We start from the raw sequence: 23,491 nt of genomic DNA, 5'->3' as shown, positions 1-23,491 counted from the left end.
AGCACCCGGGGCTGCCATGGGTTGTCGGGGGGCCCCCCCGCGACGGGTTCCGGGGCCGCGCCCCCGGAACACCGTGGATCAGAGCACCTTGGACAGGAACGCCTTGGTCCGGTCGTGCTGCGGGTTGCCGAGCACCTCGCGGGGGTGGCCGGCCTCCACCACCACACCGCCGTCCATGAAGACCAGCGCGTCGCCGACCTCGCGGGCGAAGCCCATCTCGTGGGTGACCACGATCATGGTCATGCCCTCCTCGGCCAGGCCCCGCATGACGTCCAGCACGTCGCCGACCAGCTCGGGGTCGAGCGCCGAGGTGGGCTCGTCGAACAGCATCAGCTTGGGCTTCATGGCCAGCGCCCGGGCGATGGCGACCCGCTGCTGCTGGCCGCCGGAGAGCTGGGACGGGTAGTTCTTGGCCTTGTCGGCCAGCCCGACCCGCTCCAGCAGCGCCATCCCGCGCTCGCGGGCGGCGGCCTTGGACTCGCCCTTGACCTGGACCGGCGCCTCGATGACGTTGTCCATCGCCGTCATGTGCGGGAACAGGTTGAACCGCTGGAAGACCATCCCGATGTCGCGACGCTTCATCGCGACCTCGCGGTCCTTCAGCTCGTACAGCTTGTCGCCCTTCTGGCGGTAGCCGACCAGGTCGCCGTCGACCCAGAGCCGGCCGGCGTTGACCTTCTCCAGGTGGTTGATGCACCGCAGGAAGGTCGACTTGCCGGAACCGGACGGGCCGATCAGGCAGAACACCTCGCCCTGCCGGACCTCCAGGTCGATCCCCTTGAGGACCTCGACCAGGCCGTACGACTTGCGCACGCCCTCGGCGCGGACCATCAGGCCGCCCGGCTGGACTTCGGTCGGGTTGTTCGTCAGATCGGTCATCCGAGACCGCCTCCTTCACCGCCGCCGCCGTGGACCCCGGCGTCGGCGGGCTTCGGTGCCGGCTTCGACCGCAGGCCCTGGAACAGGCCGCGCATCCGCTGGAGCGGGGTGGGCGGCAGGGCCCGGTTCGAGCCGCGGGCGTAGTGGCGCTCGATGTAATACTGCCCGATGGTCAGGATCGAGGTGAGGAAGAGGTACCAGAGGCTGACCACGATCAGCAGCGGGATGCTCTGGAAGTTGCGCGAGTAGATGTTCTGCCCGGCCCGGAAGAGCTCCTCCAGGGCGATCACGCTGACCAGCGAGGTGGTCTTCAGCATCGAGATGGTCTCGTTGCCGGTCGGCGGGATGATCACCCGCATCGCCTGCGGCAGGATGATCCGCCGCATGGTGTCGAAGCGGCTCATGCCGAGCGCCTGGGAGGCCTCGTGCTGACCCTCGTCCACCGACTGGATGCCGCCCCGGACGATCTCAGCCATGTACGCGGCCTCGTTGAGACCGAGGCCCAGCAGGGCCGCGACGAAGGTCGGGATCAGGACGTTGGTCTCCTGCGACCAGAACGACGGGCCGAACGGGATGCCGATCGACAGCCGGGCCCAGAGCACGCCGAGGAAGTTCCAGAACACCAGCTGCACCAGCACCGGCGTGCCGCGGAACACCCAGATGTACACCCAGGCGGTGCCGGACAGCAGCGGGTTCGGCGACAGCCGCATCACGGCCAGCAGGATCCCGCCGAGCACGCCCATGACCATGGCCAGCGCGGTCAGCTCGAGGGTGACCACCAGGCCGTGCAGGATGCGGTCGTCGAAGAGGTAGTGACCGACGAGGTCCCACTTGAAGGCGGGGACGGTCACGATGGCGTGGATCAGCATGGCCGCGAGCAGCAGGATCACTGCGGCGCCGACCCACCGGCCGGGGTGACGGACCGGGACGGCCTTGATGGCCTCATGCCGTCCCGGGGTCGCCTCCGGCCCCTTGTGGAGAGAGTTCACGATGTGGCCTCAGAACAGGTCGCTCGGAGCGAGGGGGACGAGATCAGCTGGTGGCGCCGTTGAGCTGCGCCTTGTCGATCGCGCCGGCGTCGACGCCCCACTTCTGCAGGATCTGCTTGTACGTGCCGTCGTCCATCAGCGACTGCACCGCCTTCTGCACCGCGGGGGTGAGCGCCGAGCCCTTGGCGAGCGCGATGCCGTACGGGGCGGAGTCGGTGGTGGGGCCGAGCTTCTCCAGCTGGCCCTCGGTCTGCTTGATCGCGTAGTCGATGACCGGGGAGTCGGCCATCATCAGCTGGTCGCGACCGGAGACGACGGCGTTGGTGACGTCCGTCTGCAGGTCGAACTTGTCTCCGTCGTTGGGCACCGGCGGCTTGCCGGCGGCGACGCAGGCGGGGTTGATCACGTCGGTGATCTGGTCCGCCTGGGTGGTGCCGGTCTGCACCGCGATCTTCTTGCCGCACAGGTCGTCGGCGGAGATCTTGTCGGGGTTGCCCTTCTTGACCGCGATACCGGTACCGGCGGTGAAGTAGGTGACCATGTCGACGGTCTGCTCGCGCTCCTTCGTGTCGGTGAAGGAGCTCATGCCGAGCTGGTACTTGTTGGCACCGATACCCGGGATGATCGCGGTGAAACCGGCGTTCTGGACGTCGGCCTTCAGGCCCAGCTTGGCGGCGATGGCGTTGGCCAGGTCGACGTCCATGCCGACGATGGTGCCCTTGTCGTCCTGGAACTCGTTCGGGGCGTAGGAGGCGTCCGACCCGACGACCAGCTTGCCGGACGACTTGAGGTCGGCGGGGACCAGAGCGGCGAGCGCGGGGTCGGCCGTCACCGCCGAAACCGACGCGCTCGGGTTCCCGGAGCTGGAGCCGGAGCCGGAACCGGAGGAGCTGCTGCTACAGGCGGTGAGCAGGAGCGTGCCGGCGGCGAGGGCGGCGCCGGCCACGACGAGGCGGGGGCGCGGGGTACGAGCGGACATCAGGGGGATCTCCTCCTGTAGGAGAGACGGGCGGAGCACGCCGCCGGGGGAAGCGGTGCGCCGGAGGCGTCGGACCCGGGCGTCGCTGTCCGGGGCCGGCCACGACCGGTCGTTCGGTTTGTGCTGGTCCTGCCTGAATTCAATCGCCACCCTCCGCCGAGGTGGACGAAATTGATCGAACTGCCTCGACTGGGACGACACCCGGCTGCTTGGGCTGGGGGAAGGCCGCTGCGACCGAGTTGGGTGGAATCCTGCCACTGAGTACCGGGGAACGGGTCTCTCTGCAGATCAAAATCGGATAACGAGGCGCCTCAACGTCCGCTATTCGGACGAATTCCGCGCCCCTGTCACCCTGTGTATAAGTATGCAGACCGGAGTGCTCAAGGCGAGCACCCCGGCCGCCTGTGGCCTCAGCCGCCGTTCACCACCGCGTTCTGGGCGGCGCCGTCCTTGAGGTTCCACTTCTCCAGGATCTTGTCGTACTCACCGCTGCGGATGATCTGGTTCACCGCCTTCGCCAGCGTGTCGCGCAGCTCGGCGTTCTCCTTGGCGACCGCGAGACCGTACGGCGAGGGCTGCAGCTGCTGCCCGGTGATCTCGAACTGCGCGCCGTTGAAGCCCTTCTGCACGGTGTAGGCGGCCACCGGGTAGTCGTTCATGTCGGCCACGGCCTTGCCCGAGGCGACCAGGGCCAGTGCGTCGTTGTCGGTCTCGGTCAGCGTGATGGTGAGGGTCTTGTGCGCCTTGTCGCAGGCGCCGGTCTGGCGCTGGGCGATGGCGGCCTGGGTGGTGCCGCGCTGGACCGCGACGGTCTGGCCGCACAGGTCGTCGAGGGACTTGATCTTCTTGGGGTTGCCCTTGGGGACCAGGATCGTGGTTCCCGCCAGGAAGTAGTCCACGAAGTCGACACCCGGGTTGACCTGCTGCCCGTTGTCGTCGGTGCCGTCCCGGCGCTGGCGGTTGTCGGTCAGGGCCGACATCGCGACGTCGAACTGCTTGGCCTGGAGGTCCGGGATCAGCTTGTCGAAATCGGTGTCCATGATCTTGATCTTGATCTTGAGCTGCCGCCCGATGGCCTCGGCGAGATCCGGGTCGAACCCGGTGGGGAGCCCGTCCTGTCCCTTGAACTCGACCGGCGCGTAGTTGACGTCCGAACCGATCCGCAGGACGCCGGCGGTCTTCACCGCGTCGGGGAGCCGGTCGTGCAGCTCCTCCTCGGGGGACTTGGCCGCGCCGATCGAGCTGCAGCCGGTCAGGAGCAGGGACCCGGCCGCGAGGGCCGCGCCGGATCTGGTGAAGCGGCCGGATATGCGGGCGCTGTGGTGCATGGAGCTGGTCCTCCTGTGGGAGAGGGCGGTGCTGTCCCACCGGGGTGCGCGGGTGTGCGCCGGCGGTGTACGGGCACGTCTCGGTGCTGCCGAGAGGGGGTGGGCCCGTCCGGTTCCGGTGGTCGATTGCGAGGATCCTGCCATCCCACCCTCCTGCCCCGGGTCTCGGGTGTGTCAGAATCCGGTATCGGGTAACCCCCGAAGCCCGAACACAGACCGCCGGTTCGCGACAGGACCGGGGTGCGCAGGACCGGAAGCCGAAGACGTCGACTCTGGATCCGAGGCACCGGCTCCCCTCCGTGTCTGCGTTCACTCCTACGGGTGTCCGTACTGGCCCGGCCGTTGCCGCCACTGGCCCCGGATCCTTCCGAGATCCGGTGCCGTCAAGTGGCTCAAAGGCCGTGAACAGTGCGTGACAAGGACGAAAAGGCACAGGTGCGGTGCCTTCGCCCGACCTAGGCTCAAGCGGTGTCTGTCACCTTCCCGGCTCCGGCTGGTGATGCCTGGGTAAGACCGGAAGTACAGCGCAGAACACTTGAAACCCTCATCCGAGGGCGCTGCCCGAAGGCCGTGCCCCGATCCCGGCCACCGGGTACGCGGGCCGCGTACCCGGGTTTTCCGTCCCCGGCCGGGTCGGCCGGCCGCCGGTCGCGCTCTCGCTGATCATTGACGAAGAGGTCATCGTGGCAGCGGAGATCATCCAACCCAGTACTCAGGACACCGTCGATCCCGTCGACGCCGTCTTCGCCCTCCACCGGGGCGGCAAGATGGAGGTCCGGGCGACCGTTCCGGTCCGCGACGCGGACGACCTGTCCCTGGCCTACACCCCGGGCGTGGCCCGGGTCTGCACCGCCATCGCCGAGCAGCCCGACCTGGTCAACGACTACACCTGGAAGTCGAACGTGGTCGCGGTCGTCACCGACGGCACCGCCGTGCTCGGCCTCGGTGACATCGGCCCCGAGGCCTCGCTGCCCGTGATGGAGGGCAAGGCGATCCTGTTCAAGCAGTTCGGCGGCGTGGACGCGGTCCCGATCGCGCTGGCCTGCACCGAGGTGGACGAGATCGTCGAGACCGTGGTCCGGCTCGCACCCTCCTTCGGCGGCGTCAACCTGGAGGACATCTCCGCCCCGCGCTGCTTCGAGATCGAGCGCCGGCTCCAGGACGCCCTGGACATCCCGATCTTCCACGACGACCAGCACGGCACCGCGATCGTCACCACCGCGGCCCTGTGGAACGCCGCCAAGGTGAGCGGCCGGGAGATCGGCAGCCTGCGGGCGGTCATCTCCGGCGCCGGCGCGGCCGGCATCGCGATCGCCAAGATGCTGGTCGCGGCCGGCATCGGCGACGTCGCCGTCTGCGACCGCCGCGGCGTCGTGCACGAGGGCCGGGGCGACCTGACCGACGTCAAGGCCGAGATCGCCGCGCTGACCAACCGGACCGGGATCAAGGGTTCGCTGGCCGACGCGCTGGCCGGCGCCGACGTCTTCATCGGCGTCTCCGGCGGCACCGTGCCCGAGGACGTCGTCGCCACCATGGCCGAGGGCTGCTTCGTTTTCGCGATGGCCAACCCCAACCCGGAGATCCACCCCGAGGTGGCGCACAAGTACGCCGCCGTGGTGGCCACCGGCCGTTCGGACTTCCCGAACCAGATCAACAACGTGCTGGCCTTCCCCGGCATCTTCGCCGGCGCCCTCCAGGTCCGGGCCACCCGGATCACCGAGGGCATGAAGCTCGCGGCCGCCAAGGCGCTGGCCGCGGTGGTCGCCGACGAGCTGACGCCGCAGAAGGTGATCCCGTCGCCGTTCGACGAGCGGGTCGCACCGGCGGTCACCAAGGCGGTCGCCGAGGCCGCCCGCGCCGAGGGCGTCGCCCGCCTCTGACGGCGCCCCGCGGACGGGCGCTCCGAACGGGCGTCCGCAGGACGAGCGGCGGACGGCCGGGGACGGACACGCGGTGCAGGTCACACCGACGCGTGGTTCCGGGCCCCGGCCGTCGCGGCTATCGTCCGGATCATGTTCGCTGCCTACGCCGCACGTATCGACCCCGCCGATCCGCTGAGCGGGCTGGAGCTCGGCGAGCTCCCCGAGCCCGAGGCCCGACCCGGCTGGAGCGTGGTGACGGTCAAGGCCGCCACCCTCAACCACCACGACCTCTGGTCCCTGCGCGGGGTCGGACTGCCCGCCGAACGGCTCCCGATGATCCTCGGCTGCGACGCGGCGGGAATCGACGAGGACGGCAACGAGGTGGTCATCCACTCCGTCATCGGCCAGAGCGGCCACGGGGTCGGGCCCAACGAACCGCGCTCCATCCTGACCGAGCGCTACCAGGGCACCTTCGCCCAGCGGGTCGCCGTGCCGACCTGGAACCTGCTGCCCAAGCCCGCGGAGCTCTCCTTCGAGCAGGCCGCCTGCCTGCCCACGGCCTGGCTGACGGCCTACCGGATGCTGTTCACCAACGCCGGCGTCAAGCCCGGCGACACGGTCCTGGTGCAGGGCGCCGGCGGCGGCGTCTCGACCGCGCTGGTGGTCCTCGGCAAGGCGGCCGGGCTGCGGGTGTGGGTCACCGGACGGGACGAGGCCAAGCGGGCCAGGGCCGTCGAACTCGGGGCGGACGCCGCGTTCGAGAGCGGCGCGCGGCTGCCCGAGCGGGTGGACGCGGTGATGGAGACCGTCGGCGCGGCCACCTGGTCCCACTCCGTCAAGTCACTGCGCCCCGGCGGCACGATCGTCATCTCCGGCGCCACCTCGGGGCCGAGCCCGGCGTCCGCCGAGCTCAACCGGATCTTCTTCCTGGAGCTCCGGGTGGTCGGTTCGACCATGGGGACCAAGGAGGAGCTGGCGGGGCTGCTGGCGCTGTGCGGGACGGCCGGGGTGCGGCCGGTCATCGACAGCGTGCTGCCGCTCGCGGAGGCCCGGGAGGGGTTCGCGCGGCTGGCCGGGGGGGACGTGTTCGGGAAGATCGTGCTGACGCCGTGACGCCGTGACGCGCAGTTCTGCCCCCGGCCTTGGGCCGGGGGCAGAACTGGCCGTGCGTCAGATGAAGAGCCGTCGGATGCGGGCGGCGGTGGTGGCCAGGGCGGCCTGGGCTTCGGCGAGTTGGGCCGGGGTCACACCGCGGGCATCGCGGGCGGTGTCCCTGACCTGGTCGCGGAAGCGGTCGAGCAGGCGGTCCAGCTCGCGGTCCGGGGCGGCTGCGGCGTCCGTCCGGGCCCACTCGGGGAGCTCGGCAGCGGTGACCGTGTCCGTGTCCGGGTCCGCGGTGTCGGTGTCCTTGTCCAGGTCGATCCGGGTCACCCGGATCTCCTCGGACTCCTGCTGGCCGCCCCAGCGGGCCGCGTCCGCCAGCGAGGACAGCCCCTTGGTGAGCTCGGCCAGCCCCTCGGCGAGGCCGGTCGACCAGTCGCCGCGGCTCGCGTGTTCGCGGACCTGCTGTTCCACCCGCCGCTTCAGCCGCAGCGCCTCCTGCTGCGCCGCGCTGCGGGCCGCCTTCGACTCCTCGCGCAGCCTGCGGGCCTCCCGCTCGGCGGCCTTGGCCTGTTCCTTGGCGGCCCGCTCCTGCTCCTTGGCGCGCTTGGCCTGGTCCTTGGCCTGCGCCTTGAACTGGGCGAACTCGTCCTTGGCGCGCTGCCAGGACTCCCGGTCGCCCCACGGACCCGCCCACGGGTCCCCGGCGTTGCCGGGCCTGGCGGTGGTGGCCTGCTTGGCCTCGCCCCAGAGCTCCTCGCGCAGGTCCTTGGCGCTGTCCCGGACGTCCTCGCGGATCGCGTCGGCCAGCTGCGCCACCGAGTCCCGGATCTCCAGCTCCAGTTCGGCGAGCTCGCCCTGACGCCCGGCCAGCTCCTGGCGGCCGGCGTCGGTGAGCCGGTAGACCTTCCGGCCGCCCTCGGTGCTCTGGGTGACCAGGCCCTCCTTCTCCAGCTTGGCGAGCCGCGGGTATACCGTGCCGGCCGAGGGGGCGTACAGGCCCTGGAAGCGCTCCTCCAGCAGCCGGATCACCTCGTAGCCGTGGCGCGGCGACTCGTCGAGCAGCTTCAGCAGGTACAGGCGCAGTCGGCCGTGGCCGAAGACCGGGGTCATCTCAGACCTCCTTGGTCAGCTCGGGGCCGGCCGGGAGCTCCTTGGTTGGGCCGCCGTGGTCGTCGTCCGCGTCGGGCCGGCGCAGGACGGTCACCGGGCCGGAGACGGTGGTGACCGCCAGCTTCCCGGTGCCGGAGCCGAGCTGGCCGGTGAGCCGCTTGGCGCCCCAGCTGCCGGTGACGGTGAGCTCCTCGAAGGTGCTGGAGACGTCGCCGGTGGTGGTGCCGGCCTCGACCTTGGCGTCGGCCAGCGAGGGCAGCCGGACGCCGACCTGGCCGCTGACCGTGGAGACCTTGATGTCGGTCGGGGTGGTGACGTCGAGGTCGAGGGTGACCGCGCCGCTCACCGAGTTGGCGTTGATCCGCTCGGCGGTGCCGGCCACCAGCGTGATGGCGCCGGAGACCGTGTTGACCTTGAGGTCGCCGGCCACCCGCTGGGCGTCCACGTCGCCGGAGACGGTGTTGGCCTGCACCGCGCCGGACAGGCCGACCAGGGTGGCGCCGCCGCTGGCGCTGTGCGCGCCGACCTTGCCGGCGATCCCCGAGACGGTGGACTCGGCGGAGACGGTGCCGACCTTGACCTCGGCGCCGGCCGGGACGGTCAGCGAGACCACCGCGCGGCGCTTGCGCCGCAGCGAGCTGATGAAGCTCTTGACCGACTGCACCGACTTGAGGGTCTCGCTGAACTCGTGCCAGTCGAGGTCCTTGTAGGCGACCGTGAGCACCCCGCCGTCGAGGGTGACCTGCAGCGGCTCCCCGTCGACCTCGGTCACCTCCAGCCGGGCGGGACCGTCGCCGGCCACCACGTTCACCGCGCCGCCGATGATCCGCACGTGCAGGGTGTTGACCGGCTCGTCGAAGTTGATCCTGTCAGGCTCGCTGACCGTCCACTGGCCCATTGGGTCCCGCCTCCCGTTCGCGATGTATCGCGTTCCACTGCTCAACACGATATATCGCGAATCGGGGAAGTCAAGCGGTTCCGCCCCGGACACGCGAACGGCCCGGAAGGCGGGTGCCTTCCGGGCCGTCACTGGGCGGCTCGCCTCAGTCCTCGTCCTCGTCGTCGAGCCGGGCCAGCCAGGTGGCCAGCCGCTCGACGGGGATCTCGAAGTCCGGGTTGAGGTCGACGAACTCGCGCAGGCGCTCGGCCAGCCACTCGAAGGTGACCTCCTCGTCGCCGCGCCGGCTCTCCAGTTCCTCGATGCCGCGGTCGGTGAAGTACACGGTGCGCTCCGGTCCGGTGGGATCTGACCTGGTCAGGATAGTGCGGGCGGCTCAGGTGTCGTTGCGGTAGTAGGTGAACGAGATCTTCACCGCACCGGTGGACTTGTTGCCCTGCTCGACCACCTTGCCCACCACCACCCCGCCGTTGGCCCGGTTGCGCAGGCAGAAGATCCGGCCGGGCGGCAGGTCGTCGTACTTCAGGTCGGCCACCGGGTGCTGGTCGATCGCCGTCGAGCACTGCTCGGGGCTGAGCGACTGGTCCCGGGTGATGTACGCGTCGCTGCTCCCGGACGACCAGTTGAAGTCGTCGTACGAGGGCGACAGCGCCCAGGCCGGGTACGAGGAGTCCGGCACCACGATGCCGTTGGCCAGGTCGAAGCTGTGGCTGGAGTCGGGGCTGGCCAGCTCGCGGTTCTCGTACACCATCGTGTACTTGGGCGGGCCGGACGGTGCCGCGCTGCCGGCGCCCGCCGCACTGTCGGAGCCCGCACTGCTCTTCGCCTTGGGGGAGGGCGAGGCGGAGGGCGAGTACGCGTCCTGGGCCGGAGCACTGGCGCGCGGCGCCGACGAGGCCGCCCCCGAGGAGCCCGACGATCCCGGCGAACCCGAGCCGGCGGTGCTCCCCGAGGCGGACGAGTCGCCCTTGCCGCCCAGCTTGTCCATCAGCACCACGCCGCCGACCGTGCCGCCGAGCGCCATCACCAGGGCGACCGTCAGCAGCACCTTCCAGGACACCCCCTTGCGCTGCGGCGCCGGAGCCGGCCGGGAGTCCGGGACCACCGGGCCGGGCGGCGGGGTGTCGAAGGAGGGCTGGTGCAGCGCGGTGGCCGCGGGCGGCGCCACCGGCCCGGTCGGGGCCTCGGTGGGCAGCGTCGGCGGACCGAACGCCCCGGCGGGCGGACCGAACGCGCCCGCCGGCGCCGCGGTCACCGGCCCGGTCGGGTACCCGCCCGGCACCGGCGGGTACCCGGCCGTCGCGCCCGGCGCCGCCGAGGGAGCCGGCGGAGCGGTGGGCGGCGGCGGGACCGGCAGCGGGGTCGGCGGGGTCTTCGGCAGGTCGGAGCGCCGGGTGATCTCGGTGTTGATCTGCCGCGGCAGCCAGTCGTCGGCGAACCGCAGCTGCCCGCCGACCGCCGGGTGGCTGCGCGCGATGTCGATGATCTCGGCCGGCCGCGGCCGGTCCTCGGGCCGCTTGGCCAGGCAGCGCAGCAGCAGTTCGCGCAGCCCGTCCGGGACGCCGTCCAGCACCGGCTCCTCGTGCACCACCCGGTAGAGCACCGCGGTCTCCGGCCCCTCGCCGAACGGCGGGGTCCCGCCCGCCACGTACGCGGCCAGCGCGCCGAGCGCGAAGACGTCGGTGGCGGGGGTGACCGGCCTGCCCTGCGCCTGCTCGGGCGACATGAAGGCGGGCGAGCCGATCCGGAACCCGGTCCCGGTCAGCGCGGTGGCGTCGGCGGCCCGGGCGATCCCGAAGTCGATCACGCGCGGACCGTCGGCCGCGATCAGCACGTTGGCCGGCTTGAGGTCGCGGTGCACCACCTCGACGCTGTGGATCGCCTGCAGCGCCTCCGCGATCCCGCCGATCAGCAGCAGCACCGTCCGCACCGGCAGCGCGCCGTGCTCCCGCACCACCTGCTGCAGCGACGGGCCCGGGACGTACGCGGTGACCAGCCACGGAGCCTCGGCGGCGGGCCCGGAGTCGATCACCTGGGCGGTGTACAGGCCGTGGATCCGCTGTGCGTTGGCCACCTCCTGGGCGAACCGGCGGCGGAACTCCGCGTCCTCGGCGAACTCCGGCCGCACCACCTTCAGCGCCACCGGCCGCCCACCGGGCGTGTACGAGAGGTACACCCGGCCCATGCCGCCCGCGCCGAGCCGGGCGAACAGCCGGTAGCCGCCCACCTCGCGCGGGTCGTCGGGGTGCAGCGGCTGGAAGATCGGCGCAAGCGGCGCGGCGGCGTCCCGCGGCGTGTCGGCGGTCATGACGGTGGCCCCCCTGTGGCGAGTGTCCTTCGGCCGCCGCCCGGTGCGGACACGGGCGGTGGTGTCCGGGGCCAACCTATCGGTGCGTCAGCTTCCGCTCCCAGCCGGTTCCCCAATTGGTTGCCGAGCTGTGGCCTTGGCGAACGTCCGTACCGGGGGTGCACGGACGCCCGGGCCCGGACCTCCGCCGCAGCGAAGGCCCGGACCCGGGCGTCGTGGTACCCGCCGTCAGCGGATCAGATGCTGAACACCTCGTCGAGCAGCGCCTGCTGCTCGGCGGCGTGCCGCTTGGCCGAACCGACCGCCGGGGCGGAGGAGGCCGTACGGGCGACGCGGCGCAGGCGGGCACCGCCGTTGGCGCTGCGCCCGACGACCACCTGCAGGTGGTCGACCAGGTTCATCGCGATGAACGGCCAGGAACCCTGGTTGGCCGGCTCCTCCTGGGCCCAGATGAACTGGACGTCCTCGCCGTAGCGGCTCAGCTCCTCCTGGAGCTCCGCCACCGGCAGCGGGTAGAGCCGCTCGACCCGGACGATCGCGGTGTCGGTGATGCCGCGCTCGGTACGGGCCGCCTCCAGGTCGTAGTAGAACTTGCCGGAGGTGATCACCACCTTGCGGACGTTCGCCGGGTCCACCGTGGAGTCGCCGATAACCGGGCGGAACGAGCCGGAGGTGAACTCCGCCGTCGCCGACGCCGCCGCCTTCAGACGCAGCATCGACTTCGGGGTGAAGACGACCAGCGGCTTGTGGTGCGGGTTGTGGACCTGCCACCGCAGGAGGTGGAAGTAGTTCGCCGGGGTGGTCGGCATGGCGACCGTCATGTTGTCCTGCGCGCACAGCTGCAGGAAGCGCTCCGGGCGGGCGGACGAGTGGTCCGGGCCCTGGCCCTCCATGCCGTGCGGCAGCAGCAGGGTGACGCCGGAGTGCTGGCCCCACTTCTGCTCGGCGGAGGCGATGTACTCGTCCACCATGGTCTGCGCGCCGTTGACGAAGTCGCCGAACTGCGCCTCCCACATGACCAGCGCGTTCGGGCGGGTCAGCGAGTAGCCGTACTCGAAGCCCATCGCCGCGTACTCCGACAGCAGGCTGTCGTAGACGGTGTAGCGGGCCTGGTCCTCGGTCAGGTACAGCAGCGGGGTGTAGTCCTCGCCGCTGTTGCGGTCGATCAGCACCGCGTGGCGCTGGCCGAAGGTGCCGCGGCGGCTGTCCTGGCCGGCCAGCCGGACCGGGTGGCCCTCCATCAGCAGCGAGCCGATGGCGAGGGTCTCGCCGGTGGCCCAGTCGATGGTGTTGTCCTCGACCGAGGCGGCGCGGCGCTGCAGCTGCGGCAGCAGACGCGGGTGCACGGTCAGCCAGTCCGGCAGGTTGACCTGCGAGGCGGCGATCCGCTTGACCGTCTCCTCGGAGATGCCGGTCTGGATGGAGACCGGGAAGTCCGCGACCGGCTTGCCGTTGGTGGCCGGCTGCTGGGTCCCGGCGGCCTGGCGGACCTCGGAGAAGACCTTCTCCAGCTGGCCCTGGAAGTCCTGGAGCGCCTGCTCCGCCTCTTCCATGGTGATGTCGCCGCGACCGATCAGCGCCTCGGTGTAGAGCTTGCGCACCGAGCGCTTCTTGTCGATCAGGTCGTACATCAGCGGCTGGGTGAACGACGGGTTGTCGGCCTCGTTGTGACCGCGGCGGCGGTAGCAGATGAGGTCGATCACGACGTCCTTGTGGAACGCCTGGCGGAACTCGAAGGCGAGCCGCGCGACGCGGACCACGGCCTCCGGGTCGTCGCCGTTGACGTGGAAGATCGGCGCCTCGATCATCCGGGCCACGTCGGTGCAGTACATCGAGGAGCGCGACGAGGCCGGCGGGGCGGTGAAGCCGACCTGGTTGTTGACCACGACGTGCACGGTGCCGCCGGTGCGGTAGCCGCGCAGCTGCGACATGTTCAGTGTCTCCGCGACGACGCCCTGGCCGGCGAAGGCCGCGTCACCGTGGATCTGCAGTGGCAGCACCGGGAAGGTGGTGCCGCCCTGGTCCAGGATGTCCTGCTTGGCGCGGGCGATGCCCTCGACGACCGGGTCGACCGTCTCCAGGTGGGACGGGTTGGCGGCCAGCGACACCTTGATGGTCTCGCCGTCCAGGCCGGTGAAGGTGCCCTCGGCGCCCAGGTGGTACTTGACGTCACCGGAGCCGTGCATGGACTTGGGGTCGAGGTTGCCCTCGAACTCGCCGAAGATCCGGGCGTACGGCTTGCCGACGATGTTGGCCAGCACGTTCAGGCGGCCGCGGTGGGCCATGCCGATGACGGCCTCGTCCAGGCGGTGCTCGGCGGCGGCGTCGATGGTCGCGTCCAGCAGCGGGATCAGCGACTCACCGCCCTCCAGCGAGAAGCGCTTCTGGCCGACGTACTTGGTCTGCAGGAAGGTCTCGAAGGCCTCCGCGGAGTTCAGCCGGCGCAGGATGCGCAGCTGCTCCTCGCGCTCGGGCTTGGTGTACGGCTTCTCGACCCGCTCCTGGATCCACTTGCGCTGCTTCGGGTCCTGGATGTGCATGTACTCGATGCCGACGGTGCGGCAGTACGAGTTGCGCAGCAGGCCGAGGATGTCGCGCAGCTTCATCATCTTCTGGCCGCCGAAGCCGCCGACCGCGAACTCACGCTCCAGGTCCCACAGCGTGAGGCCGTGCTGGACGACGTCGAGGTCGGGGTGCTTGCGCTGCTTGTACTCCAGCGGGTCGGTGTCGGCCATCAGGTGGCCGCGCACGCGGTACGCGTGGATCAGCTCCATGACGCGCGCGGTCTTGTTGACCTCGTCGTCGTGGGTGGTGGCGACGTCGGTCGCCCAGCGCACCGGCTCGTACGGGATGCGCAGCGACTCGAAGACCTCGTCGTAGAAGTCGTGCTCGCCGAGCAGCAGCTGGTGGATGGTGCGCAGGAACTCGCCGGACGCCGCGCCCTGGATGACCCGGTGGTCGTAGGTCGAGGTGAGCGTCATGATCTTGGAGATGCCCAGGCGGGCCAGGGTCTCCGGGGAGGAGCCCTGGAACTCGGCCGGGTACTCCATCGCGCCGACGCCGACGATGGTGCCCTGGTTCTGCATCAGGCGCGGCACGGAGTGCACGGTGCCGATGCCGCCGGGGTTGGTCAGCGAGACGGTGACGCCGGTGAAGTCGTCCATCGTCAGCTTGTTGGCGCGGGCCCGGCGGACGATGTCCTCGTAGGCCTGCCAGAAACCGAAGAAGTCGAGGGTCTCGGCCTTCTTGATCGCCGCCACCACGAGCTGGCGGTCGCCGTTCGGCTTCACCAGGTCGATGGCCAGGCCCAGGTTCACGTGGGCGGGCTTGACCAGGTAGGTCTTGCCGTCCTTGACCTGGTAGCTGTGGTTCATGCCCGGGCTGGCCTTGATGGCCTGGACCAGGGCGTAGCCGATCAGGTGGGTGAAGGAGACCTTGCCACCGCGGGCGCGCTGCAGGTGGTTGTTGATGACGATGCGGTTGTCGATCAGCAGCTTGGCCGGAACGGCACGCACCGACGTCGCGGTCGGGACCTCCAGCGAGGCGTCCATGTTGGTGGCGACGGCCTTGGCCGGACCACGCAGCGGGACGAGCTCGGGCCCGTCGGCCGCGGCGGCCGGGGCGGCGGCGGGCGCCGCGGCCTTCGGCGCCGGGGGCGCGGCGGGGGCCGCGGCAACGGGCGCGGGCGCCGGCTGGACCGGCGCGGGCGCCGGGACAGCGGGGGCGGGCGCGGCCGGAGCGGCAGCGGCAGGGGCAGCGGGAGCGGCAACGGTGGTCGGCGTGGGGCCGACCGGGGTTGCGGCCTGGGTCACTGAAGTCACCTCGGTACCGGGCTTGTAGTCGGCGAAAAAGTCCCACCAGGCTCGGTCGACCGAGTTCGGATCCTGGAGGTACTGCTGGTAGATCTCGTCGACGAGCCACTCATTGGGGCCGAAGCCAGTGGTGGAGCTTGCCGAGCTGCTGGGGGTTTCTGGGTGTGGCGACATCGGGGCAACCGCCCTCTTCCGCTTCCTTTTGGGATGGTGGACAGCGGGGATTAAGGCTACGCCCCTGACCAGTGATCGCGCAGTCCCCGGGGGCCAGGCGTCGCCCAGATCACAGTGTCGGGCTGTTATTTGGCCGAATGTGTGCGTTAGAAAGCCGTCAGGGGTGGGAACTGGAGCGCACCATTCGCCCATCCATACTGGCATCAAATCAGACAAAAGCCCAGCTGGCGGGCGGTACGGACGGATCCGGCCACCGCGGCCGCGCGTCTTGTGTCCCAGTTGTGTGACAACCCTGTGGCGGCCGCCGGCGGCGGACCGGTGCTCAGACCGGCACGCCGTCCACCGCGGCACCCCGGACGGCCGCACCCGGGAGGGTGACCTCGATCCGGCAGCCGCGGACCGCCTCGGCCACCCTGATCTCGCCGCCGTGCAGGTCGACGGCCCAGCGGGCGATGGCCAGCCCGAGGCCGGTGCCGCCGTCGGCGCCCGGTCCCTGCGCGGTGGCGCTGCCGGCCCGGCCGAAGCGTTCGAAGACCCGCTCGCGGTCCTCCACCCGGATCCCCGGACCCTGGTCCTCCACGGCGAGCAGCAGGGCGCCCGGCTCGGCCCCGGAGCGGGCCAGCACGGTCACCGTGCCCCCGGCGGGGGAGTGCTTGCAGGCGTTGTCCACCAGGTTGGCCACCACCTGGTGGAGCCGCTCGGGGTCGGCCACCGCGCTGAGCCCGCCGGGCTCCACGTCGAGCCGCAGCCGGACGTCGCCGCGCCGGGCGTAGGCGCCGCCGGCCGTCGCGCCGTCCACGGTGACCCCGCGCAGCACGCCGTCCAGGAACGGCTGGACCTCGAACGGACGGGCGTCCAGCGGGACCACGCCGTCGTCCAGCTTGGACAGGTCGAGCAGGTGGGTGACCAGGCGGCCGAGGCGTTCGGTCTGCTCCAGGGCGGCGCCCAGGGTGACCGGGTCGGGCCGCACCACGCCGTCCACCACGTTCTCCAGCACGGCGCGCAGCGCGGCGATCGGCGTGCGCAGCTCGTGCGAGACGTTGGCGATGAGTTCGCGCCGGTGCCGGTCGGCGGCCTCCAGGTCGCCGGCCATCCGGTTGAAGGTGGCGGCCAGCTCGCCGATCTCGTCCCGCGAGGTGACGTGCACCCGGGCGCTGTAGTCGCCGTCGGCCATCGCGCGGGCGGCGGCGGTCATGTCGCGCAGCGGGGCGGTCAGCCCGTGCGCGAGGAACTGCATGAACAGCAGCGAGGCGATGATCGAGAAGATCATGATGATGCGGATCTGGGTCTCGGACCTGATCGCGACCACCACCATGCCGGTCGCCAGCACCACCGAGACGATCACCAGCAGGGCCAGTTTGCCCTTGATCGAGCGGACCGGGTCCAGCGGCCGGATGTCGGCCCAGACCCGCAGCACGGCGCGGGTGGCCAGGCTGGGGGGCGGAGAGGCCTTGGCGTCCCCGTTGCGTTGCTGTGGAAAGGTCATGGTGTCCCTGACGTCGGCCCCGGACCGCGGACTTCGTCCCGCACGGCGCGGGTACGGACGGCCCGCCGGTGCGAGCGGCGAGCGGGTGCAGCAGTCAGCCGGGCGCGGATACGACCAGGGCCCCCCGGAGGCCCGAGCCGTCGGCGCGCCCGACTAGGAGAGCGGCGCCTCCAAGGCGTACCCGACACCGTGCACGGTGCGGATCCAGCTGGCGCCGATCTTGCGGCGCAGCGCCTTGACGTGGCTGTCGACCGTGCGGGTGCCGGAGGCGTCCGTCCAGTCCCAGACCTCGGCCAGCAGCTGCTCGCGGGTGAGCACCGCGCGCGGCTGGGCGGCCAGGCAGGCCAGCAGGTCGAACTCGGTCGGCGTCAGGTGGACGTCGCCCGAGCCGAGCCGCACCCGGCGCTGTACGTGGTCGATCTCCAGCTCGCCGAAGCGCAGACTGCCGAGCGCCGGCGTCCTGGCCGCCTGCTGGGCCCGCTCGACCCGGCGCAGCAGCACGTTGACCCGGGCCGCCAGCTCGCGCATGGAGAACGGCTTGGTCATGTAGTCGTCCGCGCCGACCCCGAGGCCGACCAGCAGGTCGGTCTCGTCGTCGCGCGCGGTCAGCATCAGCACCGGCACCGGGCGCTGCGCCTGGATCCGGCGGCACACCTCCAGGCCGTCGAAGCCGGGCAGCATGATGTCGAGCACGACCAGGTCGGGCTGCCAGGTGTGGAAGCCGTCCACCGCACCGGGCCCGTCGTGGGCCACGGCGACCTTGAAGCCCTCCGCGCCCAGCCGGGCCGCGATGGACTCGGCGATGGTGGGTTCGTCCTCGACGACGAGTACTCGTCGCTGAGTGCCCACCGTGCTGCTGGTGTTCTCTTGCTGCATTTCTGTCACGGTCACGCCACCGCCCCCAGGGCTGCGGGCCGGCCACCTGTGGGGGTGGCGGGGCTCCGCTCGTAGTCGTCTTGTTCCGTCGTGGGCTGTGCCCGGGCCCGGATCCGCGGAGCGCCCTTCCGCCGAAGGCGCTGTGCGGACGGTGCGCCGTGTGGGTCGACGCACCTCTTCCGTACTCATCGCAGGGTACGGACACCGTGGGTGTTCCGGCAGGTGGACCGGACATTTCCGGCCCGCGGACCAGCTCGGACCCGGTCTCGGACCGGGCCCGGACCGGGGCACGGGGCGATACCTTACCCGGCCGAAATCGGCTCTTGTGACGGTATGTATGCCTCCCATTCGAATAACCCGCCCGGGACGGGAAGCTACTCGTCCGTAGGCAGAGGGTTGGTCCGTACCAGGGCGGGCCCCGGTCGCGTGGGGCGGCCTGAGGAATTCTCAGCAGATCCCCAGCGGACTCCCAGGTGGTGGACGTATCGTGGGCACGACAAACCTCGGCGGGGATCTCCGGCGCCCACACGGGCGTTGAGGGAGGCGTGACCGGCTCATCCGCGGACGGAGGCGCGATGGCGGACGACGCGGTGCCCATCGACCCTCGTCCCGCCGTCTTTTCGCGCGCACGCCTCCGCGCACCTCTTCGCGCGGGCTCCCGGCCGGCCGGGATGCGCGCCGCGCTGCGGCTGCTGCCGACGCCGCGCCGCAACCCGTTCACCTTCGGCTACCTCGCGCTGCTGCTCGGCACCACGCTGTTCGCCCGCTTCGGCGACCCCGAGCTGGTGCGGCGCCTGCAGAGCGCGTCCAGCAGTGATGTGCACAACCTGCTGGTGCGGCCGGTCTCGGCGCTGCTGTTCAGCGGCTTCTGGGTGGCGGGGCCGGTGTGGATGCCGTACTTCTGGGCCTTCCTCGCCACCCTCGCCCCGCTGGAGCGCCGGATCGGCGGCCGGCGGGCGGCCGGCGTCTTCGCGACCGGCCACATCGGCGCCACCCTGCTCTCGCAGGCCGTGGTGGCCGGCGCGGTGGCCGGCGGCGTGCTCGCCTCCGGCGCACTCGACGAACTCGACATCGGCGTCAGCTACGGCGTGCTGACCTGCCTGGGCGCGCTGGCCGGACTGCTGCCGCTGCCCGGCCGGGTGGCCGTGCTGGCGGTGGCCGGCGCCCTGGTCGGACGACAGCTGCTGACCGACACCGACCTGGTCACCGCCGTTGGGCACCCGGCTGCGCTGCTGGTCGGCGTCGCACTGTGGGGCCGGGTGCGGCGCGGCGGCCGAGGCCCGGGCCGCCCCCTGCCGCTGCCCCACTGGCCGACGGTCCGCCCCCGACGCCCCGGCCCGGCCCGCTCCGAGGCCTGATCCCCGGCCTTCATCGCTTCCCACTGCGGCGATGCCGCGCGCGCCCGCGCCGCCGGGAGGGGTGTGGGGTCGATCGCTCACAGCGAACAGCGGCGCGGGAACAATCCGTCCGCGCCAAACCTTAGTCAGGTCAACTCAACTTCGCTGACTGGGGAGAGATCATGGCATCGACGTCCACTCCGCTCACTCTGCCCGTGCTGCCGCTCGACGACGAGGTCGTGCTCCCCGGCATGGTCGTCCCGCTCGACCTCAAGGACGCCGAGGTCCGGGCCGCCGTCGAGGCCGCCCGGGCCGGGGCCGGCGGGGCGGGCAAGCCCCAGGTGCTGCTGGTGCCCCGGCTGGACGGCTCGTACGCCGCGGTCGGCACGCTGGCCACCGTCGAACAGGTCGGCCGGCTGGCCGACGGGGACCCGGCCGCCCTGGTGCGCGCGGTGCGCCGGGTCCGGATCGGGTCCGGCACCACCGGCCCGGGCGCCGCGCTCTGGGTCGAGACCACGCCGTTCCGCGAGTCCGACGCCGGGCTGCCGGTCGCCGGCCGCGCCGCCGAGCTGGTCAAGGAGTACAAGGCGCTGTCCACCCAGTGGCTGCGCAAGCGCGGCGCCTGGCAGATCGTCGACCGGGTGGCCGCCATCGACGACGTCGGCGAGCTCGCCGACAACATCGGCTACGCCCCCTTCGCCACCGCCGAGCAGAAGCTCAAGGTGCTGCTGGAGGCCGACCAGGTGGCCCGCCTGGAGTACGCGCTGACCCTGCTGCGCGACCACCTCGCCGAGGAGGAGGTCAACGACACCATCCGCAAGGACGTCGAGGAGGGTGTGGCCAAGCAGCAGAAGGAGTTCCTGCTCCGCCGTCAGCTGGAGGCCGTCCGCAAGGAGCTGGCCGAGCTGAACGGCGACGCCGCCGACGAGGAGGCCGACTACCGGGCCCGGGTCGAGGCCGCCGCGCTGCCCGAGAAGGTCCGCGAGGCCGCCCTCAAGGAGGTCGACAAGCTGGAGCGCTCCTCCGACCAGTCGCCCGAGGGCTCCTGGATCCGGACCTGGCTCGACACCGTCCTCGAGCTGCCCTGGAACGAGCGCAGCGAGGAGGCGTACGACATCGCCGCCGCCCGCGCGGTGCTGGACGCCGACCACGCCGGTCTGGCGGACGTGAAGGACCGGATCGTCGAGTACCTGGCCGTCCGCAAGCGCCGGGCCGACCAGGGGCTCGGCCTGATCGGCGGGCGCCGCGGGGGCGCGGTGCTCGCGCTGGTCGGCCCGCCCGGGGTCGGCAAGACCTCGCTCGGCGAGTCGGTGGCCCGGGCGATGGGCCGCTCCTTCGTCCGGGTCGCGCTCGGCGGCGTCCGGGACGAGGCCGAGATCCGCGGCCACCGCCGCACCTACGTCGGGGCCATCCCCGGCCGGATCGTGCGCGCCATCAAGGAGGCCGGGTCGATGAACCCGGTGGTCCTGCTGGACGAGATCGACAAGGTCGGCTCCGACTACCGGGGCGACCCGGCGGCCGCCCTGCTGGAGGTACTGGACCCGGCCCAGAACCACACCTTCCGCGACCACTACCTGGAGGTCGAGCTGGACCTCTCCGACGTGGTCTTCCTCGCCACCGCCAACGTGCTGGAGGCCATCCCCGAGCCGCTGCTCGACCGGATGGAGCTGGTCCGCCTGGACGGTTACACCGAGGACGAGAAGGTCGTCATCGCCCGTGACCACCTGCTGCCCCGGCAACTGGAGAAGGCCGGGCTGCGCACCGAGGACGCCACGGTGGACGAGGGCGCGCTGCGCAGGCTGGCCGGGGAGTACACCCGCGAGGCGGGCGTGCGGAACCTGGAGCGGTCGATCGCCCGGATCCTGCGCAAGGTCGCGGCGCAGAGCGAGCTCGGCGAGCGCGAGCTGCCCGCGGCGATCGGCCCGGACGACCTGCGGGCCCTGATCGGACGGCCGCACCACGTCCCCGAGTCGGCCCAGGAGCCGGCCGAGCGGCGCACCGCCGTCCCCGGGGTGGCCACCGGGCTCGCCGTGACCGGCGCCGGCGGCGACGTCCTCTACATCGAGGCCTCGCTGGCGGACGCGGTGACCGGCTCGACCGGGCTGACCCTGACCGGCCAGCTGGGCGACGTGATGAAGGAGTCCGCGCACATCGCGCTCTCCTTCCTGCGTTCGCGCGGCGCCGAGCTCGAGCTGCCCGTCACCGGGCTGCGCGAGCAGGGAATCCACCTGCACGTGCCGGCCGGCGCCGTGCCCAAGGACGGTCCGAGCGCGGGCATCACCATGACCACCGCGCTGGCCTCGCTGCTCTCGGGCCGCAAGGTGCGCACCGACGTGGCGATGACCGGCGAGGTCTCGCTGACCGGGCGGGTGCTGCCGATCGGCGGGGTGAAGCAGAAGCTGCTGGCCGCCGACCGGGCGGGCATCACCACGGTGATCATCCCGAAGCGCAACGAGCCCGACCTGGACGACGTCCCGGCCGAGGTGCTGGAGCGCCTCACCGTGCACCCGGTCGCCGACGTCCGGGAGGTGCTGAAGCTGGCCCTGGAGCCGGCCGAGGTGCTGGTCGCGGCGTAGGTCCGAGGTCAGGCCCGCGAGGGGCGCCGGGAGCATCCCGGTGCCCCTCGCGGGCTGTCCCGCCCGCACTCTGAGACACCGTTGTGAGACGGTCTGTCAGTACGGCAGGCTGGCCCCATGCATCGCCACGCGTACCTGAGCCGTCGACTCGACGTCGACCTGGCGTACGCGTGCTCCGCGAGCTGTCGCACCGCGTTCTGATCGCGGTGTCCCCGCCCGGCCGTGGCCGGGAGCACGTCCGGGTGTGTGCACCGCCGCGCGGTCCGCCCCTCCTCACACCTGACGGGACACCCCTATGCGCTTCGCGCTGCCCGCCCGCGCCGCCGTCCTGGCGGTCGCCGCCCTGCTCACCGCCGCCGCGGCCGGACCCGCCGGCGCGGCCACCGGCTTCGGCCCGCTGCCGCCGCACAACCCGTACGCCGGCCCCGACGGCACCGCCACCATGCACGGCGACACCGGCTCCTCCGACGCCACCGTGCTGCCCGGTCCGCGCCCCGGCGCTGCGCTGACCTCGCACCGCACCGCGCTGGCCTCGGCCTGCCCGACCGTCCTGGTCGGCGCCGACGGCTACCCGGTGGCGCTGTGCACCACGATCTTCGGCCTGACCCCGACCGTCCACTTGCTGGACCCGGCCGACGAGCACTCGCTCGCCGAACTGCCGCTCACCAAGGGGTCGCTGCTCGGCGGGGTCTACGCCTACCTGGACCAGCGCGACCGGCTGGTGGCCGTCGACGGCGCCCGCGACCTGCTGCGGATCGGCCACCGCCGGACCGCCGCGGGCGGCTGGGAGCTGTTCGTCGACGGCCGGCTGTCGCTGGCCGGGGCCGTCCCCGACGGCGACGCGGTCACCGGGCTGTCGCCGGACTGGCAGGGCCGGGTCTGGTTCGCCACCGGCAAGGGGGTGGTCGGCACCGCCGACGACCGCACCGGCGCGGTCCGGACCCTGGTGCTCCCGGCGGGCGAGCAGATCGCCAACTCGATCTCCACCGCGCCCGGGGGCACCGCCGTCGCCACCACCCACGCCACCTACCTGCTGACCGCCGGCGCCGACGGCACCCCGCGGGTCGCCTGGCGGCAGCCGTACGACCGGGGGCCGGGCCGCAAGCCGGGTCAGCTCAGCTGGGGGACCGGTTCCACCCCGACCTTCTTCGGCCCGGCGACCGGCACCGACTACCTGACGGTCGTCGACAACGCCGCGCCCACCGTCCACCTGCTGGTGTACCGGACCGGCAGCGGCGAGCAGGTCTGCTCGGTGCCGGTGCTGAAGGCGGGCGGCAGCGGCAGCGAGAACTCGCCGATCGCGGCCGGCAACGCGGTCTTCGTGGCCGGCACCTACGGCTACCCGTATCCGAAGCTGCCCGACGGGGCGGGGCCGAGCGTGCCCGCCTCGGGCGCCTTCACCGGCGGCTTCAGCCGGGTGGACGTCCGCGCCGACGGCTCGGGCTGCGACCTGGTCTGGGACAACCGGCTGCGTTCGGCGGCCGTCCCGCGGCTGTCCACCGCCGACGGACTGATCCGCACGGTGCTGCGCTCCCCGGTGATCCCCGGGACCGACGCCACCTCGGTCCTCGACCCCTACTCCTACGCCGAGATCGACCCGGCGACCGGCGCGGTGGTCCGCACCAGGTGGCTGGGCAGCGGGTTCGTCTTCGACACCCTGCAGATGGCCGGGACCGTCGCACCCGGCCGGGTGGTGCTCCAGGGCACCACCACCGGCGTGCTGCGGATCGCCGAGGGGTGACGGCCGGGGCGCGGACCGGCGCCACACCCCCG

At 72.0% G+C, this 23,491-nt stretch carries 15 protein-coding genes and 1 pseudogene; 5 read left to right on the top strand and 11 right to left on the bottom strand.

Going from position 1 to position 23,491, the window contains the following annotated elements:
• Positions 1–78: 78 nt before the first annotated feature.
• The 4 genes from AB0D08_RS03405 to AB0D08_RS03390 form a co-directional block, all read right to left on the bottom strand.
• Positions 79–831, bottom strand: a complete 753-nt coding sequence (locus AB0D08_RS03405) for an amino acid ABC transporter ATP-binding protein (RefSeq protein ID WP_033818935.1) — start codon at positions 829–831, stop codon at positions 79–81.
• Between the two features lie 44 nt (positions 832–875).
• On the bottom strand, positions 876–1,871 hold the full coding sequence (locus tag AB0D08_RS03400; RefSeq protein ID WP_233288948.1) for an amino acid ABC transporter permease: 996 nt from the start codon (positions 1,869–1,871) through the stop codon (positions 876–878).
• 40 nt (positions 1,872–1,911) lie between these two features.
• On the bottom strand, positions 1,912–2,847 hold the full coding sequence (locus AB0D08_RS03395; protein ID WP_359886085.1) for an ABC transporter substrate-binding protein: 936 nt from the start codon (positions 2,845–2,847) through the stop codon (positions 1,912–1,914).
• Between the two features lie 410 nt (positions 2,848–3,257).
• Positions 3,258–4,175 carry an ABC transporter substrate-binding protein gene (locus AB0D08_RS03390; RefSeq protein WP_051811944.1) on the bottom strand — a complete coding sequence of 306 codons (918 nt, stop codon included), beginning with the start codon at positions 4,173–4,175 and terminating at the stop codon, positions 3,258–3,260.
• A 743-nt stretch (positions 4,176–4,918) separates the two neighbouring features.
• Between AB0D08_RS03390 and AB0D08_RS03385 the strand changes: the two are divergent.
• Positions 4,919–6,055, top strand: a pseudogene (locus AB0D08_RS03385) (NADP-dependent malic enzyme); the annotation flags it as partial.
• A gap of 132 nt (positions 6,056–6,187) precedes the next feature.
• Complete coding sequence (locus AB0D08_RS03380) at positions 6,188–7,150, top strand: quinone oxidoreductase (protein WP_033818867.1); 963 nt, start codon at positions 6,188–6,190, stop codon at positions 7,148–7,150.
• A 57-nt stretch (positions 7,151–7,207) separates the two neighbouring features.
• Here the strand turns inward: AB0D08_RS03380 and AB0D08_RS03375 are convergent, their stop codons facing one another.
• The 7 genes from AB0D08_RS03375 to AB0D08_RS03345 form a co-directional block, all read right to left on the bottom strand.
• Positions 7,208–8,251: a PadR family transcriptional regulator gene (locus AB0D08_RS03375; RefSeq protein ID WP_359886084.1), complete on the bottom strand. Its 1,044-nt coding sequence runs from the start codon at positions 8,249–8,251 to the stop codon at positions 7,208–7,210.
• A gap of 1 nt (position 8,252) precedes the next feature.
• The gene (locus AB0D08_RS03370) at positions 8,253–9,149 is read right to left on the bottom strand and encodes a DUF4097 family beta strand repeat-containing protein (RefSeq protein ID WP_359886083.1); all 897 of its coding nucleotides are present in this window, start codon (positions 9,147–9,149) and stop codon (positions 8,253–8,255) included.
• Positions 9,150–9,294: 145 nt separating this feature from the next.
• The gene (locus AB0D08_RS03365; RefSeq protein WP_030267971.1) at positions 9,295–9,474 is read right to left on the bottom strand and encodes a DUF6104 family protein; all 180 of its coding nucleotides are present in this window, start codon (positions 9,472–9,474) and stop codon (positions 9,295–9,297) included.
• Between the two features lie 51 nt (positions 9,475–9,525).
• Positions 9,526–11,457: a protein kinase gene (locus AB0D08_RS03360; protein WP_359886082.1), complete on the bottom strand. Its 1,932-nt coding sequence runs from the start codon at positions 11,455–11,457 to the stop codon at positions 9,526–9,528.
• A 236-nt stretch (positions 11,458–11,693) separates the two neighbouring features.
• Positions 11,694–15,443, bottom strand: coding sequence for a multifunctional oxoglutarate decarboxylase/oxoglutarate dehydrogenase thiamine pyrophosphate-binding subunit/dihydrolipoyllysine-residue succinyltransferase subunit (locus AB0D08_RS03355; RefSeq protein WP_359886081.1), 3,750 nt, complete (start codon positions 15,441–15,443; stop codon positions 11,694–11,696).
• 322 nt (positions 15,444–15,765) lie between these two features.
• Positions 15,766–16,929, bottom strand: coding sequence for an ATP-binding protein (locus tag AB0D08_RS03350; protein WP_051811990.1), 1,164 nt, complete (start codon positions 16,927–16,929; stop codon positions 15,766–15,768).
• Between the two features lie 153 nt (positions 16,930–17,082).
• A complete protein-coding gene (locus tag AB0D08_RS03345) occupies positions 17,083–17,805 on the bottom strand; it encodes a response regulator transcription factor (RefSeq protein WP_033819094.1) in 723 nt (240 codons plus the stop codon).
• A gap of 671 nt (positions 17,806–18,476) precedes the next feature.
• Here AB0D08_RS03345 and AB0D08_RS03340 point away from each other — a divergent pair.
• The 3 genes from AB0D08_RS03340 to AB0D08_RS03330 all read left to right on the top strand — a co-directional run bounded on the left by AB0D08_RS03340 (position 18,477) and on the right by AB0D08_RS03330 (position 23,459).
• Positions 18,477–19,163 carry a rhomboid-like protein gene (locus AB0D08_RS03340; RefSeq protein WP_051811991.1) on the top strand — a complete coding sequence of 229 codons (687 nt, stop codon included), beginning with the start codon at positions 18,477–18,479 and terminating at the stop codon, positions 19,161–19,163.
• A gap of 161 nt (positions 19,164–19,324) precedes the next feature.
• A complete protein-coding gene (gene lon / locus AB0D08_RS03335; RefSeq protein WP_033819095.1) occupies positions 19,325–21,718 on the top strand; it encodes an endopeptidase La in 2,394 nt (797 codons plus the stop codon).
• A 295-nt stretch (positions 21,719–22,013) separates the two neighbouring features.
• A complete protein-coding gene (locus tag AB0D08_RS03330) occupies positions 22,014–23,459 on the top strand; it encodes a hypothetical protein (RefSeq protein ID WP_359886080.1) in 1,446 nt (481 codons plus the stop codon).
• Positions 23,460–23,491: the final 32 nt, after the last annotated feature.

Source organism: Kitasatospora sp. NPDC048540 (assembly GCF_040651175.1).
GTDB lineage: Bacteria > Actinomycetota > Actinomycetes > Streptomycetales > Streptomycetaceae > Kitasatospora.
The sequence above is the reverse complement of the archived record's forward strand: the minus strand, read 5'-3'. Positions and strand labels throughout refer to the sequence as shown.

Coding starts and splice junctions, on each gene's coding strand:
- AB0D08_RS03405 (WP_033818935.1), bottom strand. CDS start 831: ATGGTCCGCGCCGAGGGCGTGCGCAAGTCGTACGGCCTGGTCGAGGTC.
- AB0D08_RS03395 (WP_359886085.1), bottom strand. CDS start 2,847: ATGTCCGCTCGTACCCCGCGCCCCCGCCTCGTCGTGGCCGGCGCCGCC.
- AB0D08_RS03390 (WP_051811944.1), bottom strand. CDS start 4,175: ATGCACCACAGCGCCCGCATATCCGGCCGCTTCACCAGATCCGGCGCG.
- AB0D08_RS03380 (WP_033818867.1), top strand. CDS start 6,188: ATGTTCGCTGCCTACGCCGCACGTATCGACCCCGCCGATCCGCTGAGC.
- AB0D08_RS03375 (WP_359886084.1), bottom strand. CDS start 8,251: ATGACCCCGGTCTTCGGCCACGGCCGACTGCGCCTGTACCTGCTGAAG.
- AB0D08_RS03370 (WP_359886083.1), bottom strand. CDS start 9,149: ATGGGCCAGTGGACGGTCAGCGAGCCTGACAGGATCAACTTCGACGAG.
- AB0D08_RS03360 (WP_359886082.1), bottom strand. CDS start 11,457: ATGACCGCCGACACGCCGCGGGACGCCGCCGCGCCGCTTGCGCCGATC.
- AB0D08_RS03355 (WP_359886081.1), bottom strand. CDS start 15,443: ATGTCGCCACACCCAGAAACCCCCAGCAGCTCGGCAAGCTCCACCACT.
- AB0D08_RS03350 (WP_051811990.1), bottom strand. CDS start 16,929: ATGACCTTTCCACAGCAACGCAACGGGGACGCCAAGGCCTCTCCGCCC.
- AB0D08_RS03345 (WP_033819094.1), bottom strand. CDS start 17,805: ATGCAGCAAGAGAACACCAGCAGCACGGTGGGCACTCAGCGACGAGTA.
- AB0D08_RS03340 (WP_051811991.1), top strand. CDS start 18,477: ATGCGCGCCGCGCTGCGGCTGCTGCCGACGCCGCGCCGCAACCCGTTC.
- lon (WP_033819095.1), top strand. CDS start 19,325: ATGGCATCGACGTCCACTCCGCTCACTCTGCCCGTGCTGCCGCTCGAC.
- AB0D08_RS03330 (WP_359886080.1), top strand. CDS start 22,014: ATGCGCTTCGCGCTGCCCGCCCGCGCCGCCGTCCTGGCGGTCGCCGCC.